This is a genomic window from Paenibacillus sp. J31R30, from assembly GCF_059692115.1.
This window is the reverse complement of record NZ_JCAUAV010000016.1, coordinates 52,870-67,886: the sequence shown is the minus strand read 5'-3', so window position 1 is coordinate 67,886 and position 15,017 is coordinate 52,870. Positions and strand designations below refer to the sequence as shown.

Below are 15,017 nucleotides of genomic sequence, written 5' to 3'. Positions count from 1 at the left end.
AAAAGTAGTCTTCTCATTTCGAGAGACTACTTTTCGTTTATTAATTGTTCTACTGCAGGGATGTCAGCGGGAGCCCATTTGAGTGAATCTAGATTCTCCCTTTTTAGCCAAATTAGCTTTGAATGCTCACTGGGTGTTGGAGTTCCATCTACGACTCTACATTTAATTGACAGTAAATTAATAATGAATTTTTCATACTCATGGGTATTATCATTGAATACTTCTTTAACTGTCTCAATTTTACATTCGAGTTCTTCAGTGATCTCTCTTTCTAAAGCTGAGTAAAGATCCTCACCAGCTTCAACCTTGCCACCAGGGAACTCCCACATATTTGGAATTGCCATTTCGGGAGATCTTAAGGCGCATAGAATTTCTTGCTGATCATTTTCGATAATTGCAGCAACCACTTTTACGAGTTTCTTCATGAGTGCCTCCTAATAAGTACATTCCGTAACATGATATCACTTTTCTTGGAAAGTTTCATTTAAGTTTCAGGAATTGGAGATGAGGTTTTACTAGAGCAAGGTGTTTTTAAACAGTTTCGCTTGTATTCCTATCTACCCCTCCACCAAATCCACAATCTCCCGTATATCCTCAATCGCCAAAGCTTCAGCAATTCTTACTATATGACTAAAATTAATATTCTCACGCTTTCCGTTCGCCAACTCACTCAGCGCGGCGTGTCTCACATCCGATAATCTCGACAGCTCACGCAAGGAGATATTGTGCTTCTGAGTAAGTTCCGTGATTTTAACAACGACTTTTTTTGCCATAGGGGATCACCTTTCACTTGTTTGGAGGTTGACTATACGCGATAACGTACCATATAATATTTTTAAAACTGGTACGCTAATACGTATCATTTTATCCCGGAGGCGATTCCATGCACCCCATCCAAACCCAATACCAATCCATCATCCACGAAGAAACCACACTCACGCAAAGAATCTCCCTCTGCAATGTCTTCATCGATATCCTACTTGAATATATCTCCAGCCACGCCGATTCTATTCACATCCTCACCGCTGAGGATATCGTCACGACGATTCACACGATGGCACAGGATCTCGACACGGGCTGCTCCACGTCAGATTCGAGAAGGGGATCCTCGAGAACAAGCTCCAGGGGTTGCAACTGCAAGCCGATCTCTCCACCACCATGCAATCCAGTTAATCTCCTCAAATCATGTAGTGGGAGAAAGGCGACACGGTGAAACGACTTTTATTATTTTGACAATGTTACTGAAGACTGCGATTGCTGTCGTGGAGCGGGTTTGGGGAGTTGAACTCATTCTTGAGGAAATGAATAGATTAGTTCGAAGAACACCTGATACCCAAATCAGGTGCCTTTGCTTTTTAACTAAGCGCTCTCATTACGCATCCATGCTGTTAACTTGTCATTCTCCATACTCCCCCAACATCCGCCAAATTCACCCCTTACATTTCCCCCTAACACTCCCATTTACACAAAATTATCCCCTTTTAACAATTTGGTCACAATCTTTTAAACATCCGATAACACAATTCAAATAACGAACACAATGCTCTTAATTTCCTCACAATGTTTAACACTTTGAAAACAGACAATTGCACTTTCCTGTCGTACCATGGCAATAGACAGCAGAATTCAGCAAATTATCGAAGGTGAATAGAATGCGCTCATGGCCGAAATTATTGATAAAGATAGGACTTGTCATCGCAATTGTAGCCGGGGCTTTTTATTACTGGCTGCGGCCGTTGTTGGTCAGAATTGAAAGCACGACGTTGGCTGACGGCATACATGTGAAGTTTAGGACACAAGGAATGAATGTCGAAGAATACACGAATGAAGCCTGGCAGCCCTATTTTGCCAAGGGGATCAATATGGGGGCGACGATCCCTGGACATTTTCCCGGTGAACTGGCCGTGTCGGAGGACGACTACGAGAGATGGTTCGGCATGATCCAGGACATGGGAGCGAATGTGATCCGGGTGTATACGATCATGATGCCTGAGTTTTACGAGGCGCTTTCCAAATACAATATGAAACATCAGGAAAATCCGCTTTTCTTTCTTCAGGGCATTTGGAGTCCCGAGGAACAATTGATTGAAGGGCAAGATGCCTTCGATCCCAAGATCAAGGAGAAATTCGAGCAAGAGATCAAAGACGCGGTTGCGGCAGTCTATGGAAAGACGACACTCACGCCCGAGCCGCATTCGGGAAAAGCAGGAGGTGCTTATACCTATAATGCAGGTCCTTATCTGATGGGCTGGATTGTCGGGACGGAATGGGATCCGAAGATGGTGAAGGGGACCAATGATTTGCACAAGGACACCCCAGACTATGTCGGGAAATATTTCCGCAGTAAGCCGGGGGCGAACGCTTTTGAAAAGTGGCTGGCTTTGATGGTCGACACGGCAGCGCAAACGGAAATTCAGTATGGCTGGCAGCATCCGATGGCTTTCGCCAATTGGGTGACGACGGATCCGCTCACACATCCGGGCGAGCCGCTGGTTGAAGAGGATCTGGTTAGCGTCGATCCGACGCATATTGAGGCGGCGAATTGGGAGGCGGGCTATTTTGCCTCGTATCATGTGTATCCGTACTACCCGGATTTCTTTGCATTTGATAAGTCGTTTCAGGAAAAGACCAATAGCAATGGTGAAATCGATAGTTACTACACGTATCTGAATAAATTAAAAGAAGCGCATCCCAATCTGCCGGTCATGGTTACGGAGTATGGTGTGCCGGCTTCCTTAGGCGTAGCGCACTTGGGCACGCTCGGCCGCGATCAAGGCGGTCATAGTGAGAAGGAGCAGGGAGAAATCGATGTGGATTTGCTGCAGCAGATTCATGGTTCTGGCTACTCTGGAGCGATTTTGTTCACGTGGCAGGACGAATGGTTCAAAAAGACGTGGAACACGCAGCGCTACGATGAAGCGGATCGTCGGGCGTATTGGTATAACACGCTGACGAATGAGTCGTTCTTCGGGGTACTCGGGATGTTCCCGAGTAAAGACAATAAACTCTTCATCGATGGGGACGCCTCGGATTGGAACAAGTTGAAGGATAAGACGAAGCTCGATGTGCAGGCTCCCGGCTTTGAGGAGATCTGGGCCACGCAGGACGAAGGTTACCTTTATTTGCAGGCCAAGCTATCTGAGCCTTTTGACCCGTCCAAGGAAAGCATCTATTTCGGGGCGGATACGCTGCCCGGTGGTAATCGCCACGGACCAGAGTTTCACGGTATGACACTTGATGAAGGATTGGAAACATTAATCGAGTTGTCGGATGAAAATAAAAGCCGCATAACGATCGCTTCCAATTACGATATTCACGCTCGCTTGTATGAGCGTACCGGACTGCCGGACATCAATCCGAAGGAAAAGCAGGATGACTCAGGGATTTTCAAGCCTTGGAAGCTGGCGGTCAATTATCTGCTGGAATATCCCGACTCCCGTGTGAACCACCCTTTCGGGGATGTAGAGGTTGGCCTTTTAGAGAGAGGCTACAGTGATCCGTCGCGTCCCGAATACAATTCGAAGGCGATGTGGCAAGTTCAATGGCAGGTGCTCGAAATGCGAATACCGTGGATGCTTCTGGGATTCAGTGATCCAAGCTCGCTGAGCGTTATCAACTACAACCTGCCGAGTAAAAATAAATTTGAAATGACGCACGTGAAAGGCGTTCGCTTTGTTCCATGGATTGTGAAGAATGATGGGGTTGTTGGTCGGGATAACACCGCTGCGGCGCAGCTGGTTCCGGTGTCCACGATGCCGCTATACACATGGAAGGGCTGGGAAGATAAGGTGAATTACGTGGAACGGCCGAAACAAAGCTACTACATCATGAAAGAGGCGTTGCATAAGATCAACGGACCCGTTACCCCTACAGATCCATCGGGCAGCTGAAAAAGAGGAGAGTGCAAGAGTGTACACCAATCTTAATGCAGCCATACAAGCTTTATATATCATTTTGGCTTTTAATCTAGTTTGTGTGGTCATCATTTATGCCATCAAGTTAAGAAGTATAAGAAGGAGAAAATTGAACGGCCGATTCCAAACGAAGTTTAAGGATTACCTAACGTATGTGCAAGCGAATCTGGATGGGGTAGAGCCGTTAAGAGTCCCTCCCTGGAAGATGAACCCGGTGGAAAGGGAGGCGATGCAGGAGAAGCTGAATGATATGATGGAAATCTTCTCAGGCGAACAGCGGCACAAACTGGCTCAGCTTTGCGAAGATCTGGGGCTCGTGCAGCACCATATGGAACGTTTTATCAGCCGATCTTATCGGGTGAAGCTGGATGCCGCGTATCATTTAGGATGCATGCGGGTGAAGGCGGCGGTGCCAGCACTACTGGATCTGTTAAAAGAGCATCCGCTTAATTCGTCTCTGTTTGTGGTAGCTCGAGCAGTCGCCAAGTGTGCCCGCAGCCAGCAGGATCTCGAAGCTATGGTTCAGATTCTACTTCAGCACAACAAGAAATGCTACGAGCTGATTGTGGATATGATCGCCGATTCGGAAGTGGATGCCGGTTCCTTGTACACGGGCTATGTGAGTCGTCAGGATCAAGCTTACGTTCGGATTGGGCTAATTGGGCTCAATGTCTACACCGATCCGGCAGCGGCCTCTGCGGTTTACCGTCTCATGGATTCCAAGCATGAAGACATTCAAATCAAAGCGGTGGATTTGTACCTGAAAAGCTCCCGTTTGCTGCCTAGAAACGTTGTTAGCAAGCTGCTGAGTCATCCCAATCTTGGCATTCGCCGATTGACGATAGAGGCTTTGGCCAACATCAAGAATACAGCTTACATCGAGCTGATGAAAACCAGTCTGAGCGACGCCGATCAGCGAATCGTGTACGCGTCGGCCAAAGGGTTGCTCCATTTGGGAGAAGCAGGTATGGTGGCGCTTTGTGAGAGTGCAGCAGCGGTTCAAGGGAAGGAGCGTGGGCAGTTCATGCAGCAGCTGATTGATGATGAGATCAAGCATCTGTCTATGCAGCTGCACAATTGGGATAAGCTCATGCAGTATAACCTACTCATGTACACCTATGACAAAGTATTTAACAGGTCCAAACGTATATATCGTGTTGTATAGGAGGGTTGCGTAAACATGTGGGTTTTTGGATATCAAGTGGTTTTGGATTCATTCTTGAAAGGGTTAAGGGAGTTTTTGCTCTATTACAGCTACGCCGCGCTCTTTTATGTAGTTCTCGTCACACTGCTCTATTATTTCATCTTCGGATTTTCGATTCGGCATATTTTCTCGATCAAGCGGGGAATTCAGTACAATCGGATCAATAAGCTATCCAGTTCCAGCCAGCTCCCGCCAGTTTCCCTGTTGGTACCGGCCTACAACGAGGAGTTAACGATTATTGAGAACGTAAGGTCGCTGCTGGCGCTCAATTATGCGGAATATGAGGTGATCGTCGTCAATGACGGTTCACAGGATGGGACCTTGAAGTGCATGCTTGAAGAATTCAATCTGGAGCTCATTCATCCGGTGCTCTCCAGCAGCATTAAGACCGGAAAAATCAGAGGGGTTTATCATAATTCCGAGTATCCCAATCTATTTTTTATAGATAAAGTAAATGGAGGGAAGGCCGATTCGCTAAACGCAGGCATCAACCTTTCCCACTATGCGTTGATCTCCACGATTGATGCAGACTCTTTGCTTGAAAAGGATGCCTTAACGCGGATTGCCCGGGTCTACATGGAGAACCCCGAGGAGACGGTCGCCGTTGGGGGCAATGTTCGAATCGTCAACAGCTGCACGGTGGAAGATGGCATTGTGAAGGATGTTCAATTTCCTCGTAAGCTGCTGCCGGCACTGCAACACGTTGAATATACGAAAGCCTTCCTCGGGGGCAGAATCGGTTGGAGTGCGGTCAATGGTCTCATTATTATCTCGGGTGCTTTTGGTGTGTTTCAAAAGGAAAAGATCATCGCAGTCGGCGGTTACCGTGGGGGCTACCCTGGTGAAGATATGAACATTGTCATTAAGCTTCACCGTTACTGCTTGGACAATAAAATTCCATACCGGGTAGCGTTTTGCCCGGATGCCGTTTGTTGGACACAAGCCCCTGATTCGTACCGAATCTTGAGCAGTCAGCGCAAGCGCTGGGGGCGGGGAAATCTGAAAAATATGATTGAAGAAGGTATTCACATGGTGCTGCGCCCGAAATACAAAATATTTGGGCTGCTGACACTTCCCTATAACATTGTGTTTGAAACACTGAATCCGTATTTCCGCCTCAGCGGCCTGTTGGCTATATTGGGTTACTGGATGCTGAATATGACGGACTGGTACACCGTTGTTATCTTTTCGTTAGTCAATTTATTTTCCTGCTTTGCCTTAAGCCTGGGGGCCTTGTTTATTGAAGAAACGGCCTTCAGCCGATATCCCAAGCTGCGTGACCTGAACAAAATGATCTTATATTCGCTCTTGATGTTTGCAGGTTATCGGCAAATTGGTGTTTGGTGGAGGTTAAACGGACATGTCCAATTCCTGCGTAATAACAACTCGTGGGGAACGATGGTCCGCACCAATTTTAATAAATAGATAAGAGGAGTGGAGAAGATGGCGGTACTAGTTCATGATCCGATTCAAGAAGCAATGTTGCAATTAGCAGAAAAAGTTCAGGCTTCCTATGAAAAGGGTGCTCCATGCGGGATGATCCTTGCGCCATGCGCAGCGGTAAGCCAGAAGGTGCTGGAACAAATGCAGACCTATGTGAGCGGCTTTGAGCCGGAGGCAGCCCTTCATTGCTTCTACCTGGATCCAAGCGGCCTTCTCGGAATCGTTCTGTCTGGGCAAAAACTTATCAATACCCACTACGCATCGCTCGTGCTCAAAGAGTTCCTGGACCAGCAAGATTTGCTCGAAGGTCAGACGGTCGTCGCCAGTTTCCCAGAGAGTGGGGAGCTGACGGAACAGTCGATGTCACAGATGCTCCAGACGACGCTGCATGGAAAAGGGGAGAGCAGAGATATTCACTTGTTCATGAATCATGGGGTTCAGCAGGGCATTACATCAATTCTCATCGCCGATCCGGACGAGGTGAGCAGAGAGTTCGTCAAGCTGCGGCTTGAGATCAACGGCTACAAGGTAGAAGAGGCCAAGGACGGCAGTGAAGCGCTTGAGAAATTTGAGAAAACAATGCCGAACTTGGTGATCACGGAGCTGAACCTTCCGATTCTTGACGGGTACCAGTTGATCGACAAAATCAAGAGGAATTATGCCGACGAAGGACAAGTCATCGTTCTTACGGATAAGCAACTGCCGAAAAGTATGGACCGTGCCTTTGAATTGGGCGCATCTGATTATGTGACGAAGCCCTTCTCCATTTCGGAGCTGGAGTGGAGAATCAAAAAACTCAGTTCCCGTCTGAGCTAATAAACGAGAAAACTTGAGAGGGTGGAATCATAATGAACGCATTTAACCAATTAAAATATAAATTTCAGACAAAAACGGCCGAAATCGGGGTCATCGGTCTCGGCTATGTAGGGCTGCCTCTCTGCATGGAGATGGCGAAGGGCGGGTTTACGGTATACGGCATCGATCTCGATTTCCGGAAGGTTGAGTCACTTCAAAGCGGCCAATCGTATATTCAAGACGTTCCGAACGAGGAAGTGGCGAAAGCGATCGAGTCCGGCCGATTTATTCCGACCGACGACTACCACACGGTTCAAAGGCTGGATGCGATCAGCATCTGTGTACCGACGCCACTCAGTGAAAACCAAGATCCAGATACCTCTTATATTCAGAGTGTAGTCCGGGAAATCAAGAAAAATCTCAAGCGCGGAGCTTTGATCATCCTGGAGAGCACCACCTATCCGGGAACGACGGAGGAGCTCATCCAGTTCGAGCTGGAAGCGCAAGGACTCAAGGTAGGCAAGGATTTCTTCCTCTGCTTCTCGCCGGAGCGGGTCGATCCGGGTAATCCCAAATTCAACACCTTTAATACGCCCAAGGTTATCGGTGGTACGACGGAAGCGTGCATCGACCTCGGCGTAACCTTATATAGCCATGTCGTGAAGGACGTCGTACCTGTCTCCTCGCCGAAAGTAGCGGAGATGTCCAAGCTGCTTGAGAATACGTTTCGCAGCATTAACATTGCGTTCATTAACGAAATGGCCATGATGTGCGACAAAATGGACATTGACGTCTGGGAGGTCATTAAGGCTGCGTCAACGAAGCCGTTTGGCTTTATGCCGTTCCATCCAGGACCTGGCATCGGCGGTCACTGCATTCCGCTCGATCCGATGTATTTATCGTGGAAAGCGAAGGAATTCCGCTTCTACAGCAAGTTTATCGAGCTGGCGCAATCCATCAATGATAATATGCCGGAGTATGTCCGGTATAAAGCTTCGCAGATTCTCAATATGTATGCGAAATCGATCCGCAATTCGAAGATTCTTATTCTAGGTATGGCGTATAAGCCAGATGTGGATGATCTCCGTGAATCCCCGGGGCTGGAGCTGTACGAGCTTCTTCGGGAGAGCGGAGCTCATGTGGACTATTATGATCCACATGCCGTTTCCTTCCTCGATAAAGATGGTGATACGGTACAATCTGTGAAATACGATCTGTCCGCTTTTGCCGAATATGACGGCATGGTGCTGATTACGAATCACCGCTGCTTCAACAACCGTGAACTCGCGGAGCTAGGCGTGCCAATTATCGATACGCGCAACGCTTTTGTCGATATTCAAGGGGACAACATTTATAGATTGGGGACGGGTATTCGCAAGCGAGAAGTGAGGCTCGCTGTAGGCGTTTAAACGCATCCTAGAAGAGAGAGGAGAAAACAACGATGTGTGGCATTGTAGGATATATTGGAAGGCGAGATGTACAGCCGATTCTGCTGAACGGATTAAGCAAGCTGGAGTACAGAGGGTATGATTCTGCGGGGATCGCTGTACTCGTGCAGGATCAGGTCAAGATTAGCAAGGCGGAAGGACGTCTGGCGAACTTATCGGTTCAGCTGGAAAAGCAGCCGTTGAAAGGATCGATTGGCATCGGGCATACGCGATGGGCTACGCACGGCAGACCGTCGGATGTCAACTCCCATCCACATACGGATATGTCGGGCAAATTCACTGTCGTGCATAACGGCATCGTGGAAAACTACATGGAGCTGAAAATTGAGCTGGAGCAAAATGGCGTCACCTTTGCTTCCGAGACCGACACCGAGGTTATTGCTCACTTGCTTGCCGAGCATTATGAAGGGGACCTCTTCACCGCCATGCTTGCGGTTATTCAGAGACTGCAGGGGTCTTATTCCCTTGGTGTCATGACGGAGTATGAGCCGGATAAGCTTGTCGCGGTCAGACAATCGAGTCCGCTTGTGATTGGTGCGGGTCAGGGAGAATACTTCATGGCTTCGGACATCTCCGCTCTTATTGAGCATACCCGTGAGGTCTATATTTTGGAGGATGGCGATCTGGCCATCCTTACACACGAGGGTATCTCCATCATGAAGGTCGAGACAGGGGAGCCGGCGGCGTGTAAGCTACTGCATATTGATTGGAGCGCAGATCAGGTGGAGAAGGGGCCGTTTGAGCACTTCATGCTGAAGGAGATTCACGAACAGCCATTAACGCTGCGCAATACGATGCTCGGGCGTATCAACGACCTGAACGAAGTGATTTTCCCAGAATTATCGCACGCAGCAGGCGCGTTTCAACATGTGGATAAAATCTTTATTGTGGCTTGCGGCACCGCCTATCATGCCGGATTGGTCGGCAGCACGGTCCTTGAGAAGCTAACGCGAATCTCGGTGCAGTGCGATATCGCATCAGAATTCAGATATCGTGACCCGATCATCACGGACCGAACGCTCGTCATCGTGGTGAGCCAATCTGGGGAAACAGCGGATACACTTGCTGCTCTGCAAGAGAGCAGAAGGCAAGGCGCTAAAGTATTGGCCATTACGAATGTGCCAACCAGTTCTGTGGCGCGTGATGCGGACTATGTCATCGCAACGAAGGCTGGCCCGGAAATTGCCGTGGCATCGACGAAAGCATATACCGCACAGCTGCTCGCCTTTTATTTGTTCAGCATTTACTTGGCCAAGGAAAGACAGACGCTGTCTACCGAGCTTCATTCGGAGCTGGTCCAAGGCTTGAAGGCACTTCCCGTTCAGGTGGAGAAGGTGCTGGAAAACGCCAACGAAGTGAAGCTGTATGCGGAATCAATCAAGGATGCCGACAGCCTATTCTTTATCGGCAGGGGCTTGGACTACGCTGTTGTGCTGGAAGGCTCTCTCAAATTGAAGGAAATCTCGTATATTCACTCGGAAGCATATGCAGCCGGAGAGCTAAAGCACGGCACATTGGCTTTGATTGAGAAGGATACGCCGGTAATTGCGCTGGCTACACAGATGGATCTGTATGAAAAAACAGTTAGCAACATTAAAGAAGTCAAAGCTCGTGGAGCATATGTCATGGGGATAACGGTGGAAGGCAATGTCGGTCTGCTCAACGCGGTTGATGAAATCTGTTTCATCCCGCCATCTCACCAGCTCCTGGCACCGATATTGGCCGTCGTGCCGCTTCAGTTAATCTCCTATTACGCCTCCCTGGCTCTGGAGAACGATATAGATAAACCGCGTAATTTGGCCAAAAGTGTGACGGTTGAATAACCAACCATACGGAGAGGAGCTGTACCACATGGAAGCATTCGCTATTCTGTTAGCGGCAGGGAAAGGCACACGGATGAAGTCGGAGCTGCCCAAAGTGCTGCATCCCGTTGGAGGCGTACCGATGATCGCCCGTTTGGTGGGCAAGCTGGAAGCGATGCCGATCACTCGGATTGTGGCCGTGATCGGGCATCGGGGAGAGCTGGTGAAGAAGTGCTTGGGAACGCGGGTTACCTACGTCCAGCAGGAGAATCAGCTTGGAACGGCACACGCCGTTCATCAGACGGAGCGTCTGCTCAGTAACCGCAGCGGATCAACCTTGGTGCTTACGGCAGATACGCCGCTCATCAGGCAATCCACCATCGAACGGCTGCTGGCGGCCCAGCGGGCAAACACCAGTGCTGGTGTGGTGTTGACCGCGATCGTTTCCAATCCAACCGGCTATGGAAGAATTATCCGAAATCCTGCAAGCGGCGAGGTTGTCGATATCATTGAAGAGAAGGACGCAACGCCCGAGCAGAAAGAGATTAACGAAATTAACACGGGGATTTTCTGTTTCGATAATGAAAGCTTGTTTCAAGCACTACCTGGCATTACCAATGACAATGCACAGCAGGAGTACTACTTGACCGATATCGTGAGGGTCATGCGACAGACCGGTATTTCCGGTGGTCAGAAGAAATTCGAGGCGATAATCCTCGACGATCCGACAGAGGTGATGGGGATTAACACCCCTGAGCAATTGGAGGAGGCGAATCGAGCCTTTTATGAGCACATGGGGATTTTTGCCTAACAAGTTATTGGGAGGAGAGTTGATATGGAAGCTATTTTCGGTACAGATGGCGTCAGAGGGGTCGCCAATCGCGAGTTAACGCCAGAGTTGGCTTTTGAATTAGGGCTTATTGTTGGCTACATGCTGTCGCGCAGCTGTGAAAGTAAACGGCCCACCGTTGTCATCGGACGGGATACCCGTATCTCCGGACACATGCTAGAAGCAGCATTGGCTGCCGGGTTACTATCGGCCGGGGCGGATGCCGTAAGGCTGGGCGTACTACCGACGCCGGGGGTGGCTTATGTCACACGGCACTCAGGCATGGATGCAGGGGGGATGATCTCCGCATCGCATAATCCGGTGGAGGATAACGGGATTAAATTTTTTGGCAGGGACGGCTTCAAAATGCCGGATGCGTGGGAAGCGGAAGTAGAGAGCCGCCTGCAAGGTGACGAGCATCGAACTTCCCGCCCTACGGGGGCGGGGATTGGTACTCTGCGTGATGATCCGCAGGGCTCGCTAGACTATTTGAGCTACTTGAAGTCGACGGCTGCGGCAACGCTGTTAGGCTGCAAGATCGTGCTCGATTGTGCGAACGGGGCGGCTTCCTTGCTAGCTCCGCAGTTATTCGCCGAATTGGGTGCGGAGACCATTCTACTGTATCATCAGCCGGACGGTTTAAATATTAATCAGGATTGCGGCTCAACGCATCCGGAGCATTTGCGTAAGGCTGTGCTGGAACATGGGGCCCATGGGGGACTTGCGTTCGACGGTGATGCAGACCGGCTGATTGCGGTTGATGAACGGGGCGAGATTTTGGACGGGGATCACATCCTCTATATCCTTGCCGCTCATCTCGCCAAGCAGGGACGGCTGAGTCACAACACCGTCGTTTCTACTGTCATGAGCAACCTCGGCTTTCATCAAGCACTGCAATCCATCGGTCTCGACTCGTTAAAAAGCAAAGTCGGAGACCGGCATGTCATGGAAGCCATGCAGAATGGCGGCTACAACTTGGGTGGTGAGTCTTCTGGACATATCATTTTACTGGATCATTCAACTACAGGGGATGGCCTGCTATCGGCCATTCAACTGCTGCAGGTCATGCTTCAGGAAGGAAAGCCTTTGTCCGAGCTCGTATCCCCTGTCGTCAAATACCCTCAGCTGATGGTTAATGTACGAGTAATCCATAAATACAAGCTAGAAGGCAATCACCGAATCGATGCGGTAATCCGTCAGGTAGAAAGTGAGATGGCAGGGCGCGGTCGTGTATTGGTGCGGCCTTCGGGCACGGAATCACTCGTGCGTGTGATGGCGGAAGGGCCGGATGAAAGGGAGTTGTCCGGTTATGTTGATGGCATTGTAGAGGTGGTAAAGGAAGAGCTTGAATATAGCCTGGTTTAATCTGCTGATCCCAATGAGAAAGACGATTGTATGCTTAATTTTTATGCAGATTTTAACAAATATCCCTTTATTTTTCCCCGTGTACTCTCTTAACACTGAGCTTGGGGTGGCGGTCAACGGGGAAAAGATAGCCTTTACGGATGTCCAGCCATACATCGATGAACAGACGGGTAGTACGATGGTGCCGGTAAGAGAAATTGCCGAAAAACTGGGTGCTGAAGTGACATGGAATCGTTCCTTGGAACAGGTAACCTTTCGCAGTCAGCATGCAACAGCGTTATTGACCATTGGTCAAAATGTAATTTCGGTTGACGATAAGCAAATCGAATTAGACTCTCCGGCTGTCCTGAAAAATGACCGAACCATGGTTCCGCTGAGAGCGGTTAGTGAGAGCCTCGGGGCCGATGTCGATTGGGTGGGAGAACGCAATTTGGTATTGATCACTTCGGCGGACAAAGCGCAAAGGTCCACTTGGATCTGGGACAGCAAGCTGATTGAGACAGACGGTGACCGCATCCTCCAGTTTGCGGCGAATCAAAAACTAACTGTCATCTATCTACGCTATGAAAAAACGTACCCGGGTCAGGACGTTTATCGGAATTTCATCCGCAGAGCGAATGATCTGGGCATCAAGGTTGAGGCGCTGGCCGGCCAATCGGATTGGATCTATGACAATAATCATATCTATATCCGGCAATGGATTGCAGCGGTTACGCAATATAACGCTTCGGTAGGTGCGCTGGAACGCTTCCAAGGCTTCCATTTCGATATTGAACCTTACACCTTGGGCATGTGGAAGACCAATCAGACTTGGGTGCTTGAGCAGTGGATGGCTACGATCCGATTCATTGAATCGGAAGTGAAAAGCACGGATCGCAGCATGACGATGGCCTTCGATATTCCATTTTGGATAAACAGCCTTACCGTACCGGGATCCAGCTATTCCTTTAGCGCTTGGCTGTTAGAGAAGGCGGATAGTGTTGTCATTATGGCTTATCGTAATACGGCACTCGGCAGCAACGGCATCATTGCCACAGCCAAATCCATCATTTTAGAAGCAGCTACGCTGAAGAAACAGGCGGTTATTGCAGTGGATACGTTGCCCAGTAAGGAAGCCGATTACACGACCTTTTATAAGTCGAGTTCTTCGCTAATGGAGTCGGAATTGCAACAGGTCAAGGAAAGCCTCTCCCCTTATCCGAGCTATATCGGCATCGCTATCCATGATTATGTGAGATGGGTCGAACTATTGAACGCTAATCGCTGAGCGGGTTCGATGAACTAGAAGGAGGAGGATGCAAAATGAAAAAAACGGGTTTAATGATCTCTCTGTTGGCTGGTGCGGCTCTCGGTGTCTCAGGGATGGCCTTCGCAGGCGGCAATGAGAAGACCGTAGCCTTTCAGGAATCGTCTTTATCGGGGGGAGGCCTTGAGGTCCCTCATAATGATCGGATTCATCTCTCTACCGATAAGCAGTGGATCTCCTCGGAAGGCCACTTGTCGGATCTCATTCGGCTGCAGTGGACGAAAGACCGAGCGAAGCCGGCCATCGCTTGGCTGGATGAGAAGGGAAAGGACAAGGCGGCTATCATCGCACATGCCAAAGCGAATAACCCGGAGCAGCACGATCATAATCATATGTCGTTTGAAACAACAATGGCACCTGACGGCAAAAACGCGAATGAGCTGTTTACGCGTCTGGAAATTCCGTTCGACCAGGATGTGGCTGAAATTCGGACGCATTCCTCTAATTTCAATGTGATGGATGGGATTTTGAGAATTGCCGGAACCGGTGGCGTCAATCGTGATCTGACTTGGGCCAAAGCGGATGATGGGAACGTGACGACACCTCGCTGGGCGATGCGTGCAGATACCTCTGAGGAAACAGGAGGAAATGCCGGCTCTAATCTGCAAATTATCCGTTATTCGGATGACGGTAAAGCACTGGACAATCCGTTAACCATCAATCGCAGCAGCGGCAATATCGGCATTGGAAACTCGGATGCCAAGACCAAGCTTGACGTTAGCGATGACAGCATCCGCATCCGAAAATCGATGACGCCAGCATCGGCTACAGCCCCCGGAGAAGTGGGGGAGATGGCGTGGGATGATGGGTATGTCTATGTGTGTGTGGCACCCAATACATGGAAAAGGGCGGCACTATCTTCGTGGTAAAATAACTCCTTTAAGTCCTCTATTTCATAGAGGGCTTTTTTG

12 protein-coding genes are annotated in these 15,017 nt (G+C 49.3%); 10 read left to right on the top strand and 2 right to left on the bottom strand.

Translation table 11 applies throughout. From position 1 onward, the window contains the following. Window positions 1–26: 26 nt before the first annotated feature. Entirely contained in the window at window positions 27–425 is a 399-nt protein-coding gene (locus tag AC58QO_RS30085; RefSeq protein ID WP_497272116.1) for a (deoxy)nucleoside triphosphate pyrophosphohydrolase, read from the bottom strand. 132 nt (window positions 426–557) lie between these two features. After that, entirely contained in the window at window positions 558–773 is a 216-nt protein-coding gene (locus AC58QO_RS30080) for a helix-turn-helix domain-containing protein (RefSeq protein WP_497272114.1), read from the bottom strand. Between the two features lie 879 nt (window positions 774–1,652). Here AC58QO_RS30080 and AC58QO_RS30075 point away from each other — a divergent pair. Genes AC58QO_RS30075 through AC58QO_RS30030 form a run of 10 tightly spaced genes read left to right on the top strand, consistent with a single transcriptional unit; the run spans window position 1,653 to window position 14,975 of the window. Further along, window positions 1,653–3,890: a hypothetical protein gene (locus AC58QO_RS30075; protein ID WP_497272112.1), complete on the top strand. Its 2,238-nt coding sequence runs from the start codon at window positions 1,653–1,655 to the stop codon at window positions 3,888–3,890. A 19-nt stretch (window positions 3,891–3,909) separates the two neighbouring features. Continuing rightward, on the top strand, window positions 3,910–5,079 hold the full coding sequence (locus tag AC58QO_RS30070) for a HEAT repeat domain-containing protein (RefSeq protein WP_497272110.1): 1,170 nt from the start codon (window positions 3,910–3,912) through the stop codon (window positions 5,077–5,079). Window positions 5,080–5,094: 15 nt separating this feature from the next. Next, window positions 5,095–6,543 (top strand): glycosyltransferase family 2 protein, encoded by a 1,449-nt coding sequence (locus tag AC58QO_RS30065; RefSeq protein WP_497272108.1) that lies wholly within the window; start codon window positions 5,095–5,097, stop codon window positions 6,541–6,543. Window positions 6,544–6,561: 18 nt separating this feature from the next. Next, window positions 6,562–7,377: a response regulator transcription factor gene (locus AC58QO_RS30060; RefSeq protein ID WP_497272106.1), complete on the top strand. Its 816-nt coding sequence runs from the start codon at window positions 6,562–6,564 to the stop codon at window positions 7,375–7,377. A 32-nt stretch (window positions 7,378–7,409) separates the two neighbouring features. Continuing rightward, a complete protein-coding gene (locus tag AC58QO_RS30055) occupies window positions 7,410–8,765 on the top strand; it encodes a nucleotide sugar dehydrogenase (protein ID WP_497272104.1) in 1,356 nt (451 codons plus the stop codon). Between the two features lie 32 nt (window positions 8,766–8,797). Beyond that, a complete protein-coding gene (gene glmS / locus AC58QO_RS30050; RefSeq protein WP_497272102.1) occupies window positions 8,798–10,627 on the top strand; it encodes a glutamine--fructose-6-phosphate transaminase (isomerizing) in 1,830 nt (609 codons plus the stop codon). Window positions 10,628–10,655: 28 nt separating this feature from the next. Then, entirely contained in the window at window positions 10,656–11,417 is a 762-nt protein-coding gene (locus AC58QO_RS30045) for an NTP transferase domain-containing protein (protein ID WP_497272101.1), read from the top strand. Between the two features lie 24 nt (window positions 11,418–11,441). Continuing rightward, the gene (gene glmM / locus AC58QO_RS30040) at window positions 11,442–12,800 is read left to right on the top strand and encodes a phosphoglucosamine mutase (protein ID WP_497272099.1); all 1,359 of its coding nucleotides are present in this window, start codon (window positions 11,442–11,444) and stop codon (window positions 12,798–12,800) included. Then, on the top strand, window positions 12,781–14,067 hold the full coding sequence (locus AC58QO_RS30035) for a copper amine oxidase N-terminal domain-containing protein (RefSeq protein ID WP_497272097.1): 1,287 nt from the start codon (window positions 12,781–12,783) through the stop codon (window positions 14,065–14,067). Before glmM ends, AC58QO_RS30035 begins: the two co-directional genes overlap by 20 nt. Before the next feature lie 35 nt (window positions 14,068–14,102). Further along, on the top strand, window positions 14,103–14,975 hold the full coding sequence (locus AC58QO_RS30030; protein ID WP_497272095.1) for a hypothetical protein: 873 nt from the start codon (window positions 14,103–14,105) through the stop codon (window positions 14,973–14,975). The last annotated feature ends 42 nt before the right edge of the window (window positions 14,976–15,017 follow it).

Coding starts and splice junctions, on each gene's coding strand:
- AC58QO_RS30085 (WP_497272116.1), bottom strand. CDS start 425: ATGAAGAAACTCGTAAAAGTGGTTGCTGCAATTATCGAAAATGATCAG.
- AC58QO_RS30080 (WP_497272114.1), bottom strand. CDS start 773: ATGGCAAAAAAAGTCGTTGTTAAAATCACGGAACTTACTCAGAAGCAC.
- AC58QO_RS30075 (WP_497272112.1), top strand. CDS start 1,653: ATGCGCTCATGGCCGAAATTATTGATAAAGATAGGACTTGTCATCGCA.
- AC58QO_RS30065 (WP_497272108.1), top strand. CDS start 5,095: ATGTGGGTTTTTGGATATCAAGTGGTTTTGGATTCATTCTTGAAAGGG.
- AC58QO_RS30060 (WP_497272106.1), top strand. CDS start 6,562: ATGGCGGTACTAGTTCATGATCCGATTCAAGAAGCAATGTTGCAATTA.
- AC58QO_RS30055 (WP_497272104.1), top strand. CDS start 7,410: ATGAACGCATTTAACCAATTAAAATATAAATTTCAGACAAAAACGGCC.
- glmS (WP_497272102.1), top strand. CDS start 8,798: ATGTGTGGCATTGTAGGATATATTGGAAGGCGAGATGTACAGCCGATT.
- AC58QO_RS30045 (WP_497272101.1), top strand. CDS start 10,656: ATGGAAGCATTCGCTATTCTGTTAGCGGCAGGGAAAGGCACACGGATG.
- glmM (WP_497272099.1), top strand. CDS start 11,442: ATGGAAGCTATTTTCGGTACAGATGGCGTCAGAGGGGTCGCCAATCGC.
- AC58QO_RS30030 (WP_497272095.1), top strand. CDS start 14,103: ATGAAAAAAACGGGTTTAATGATCTCTCTGTTGGCTGGTGCGGCTCTC.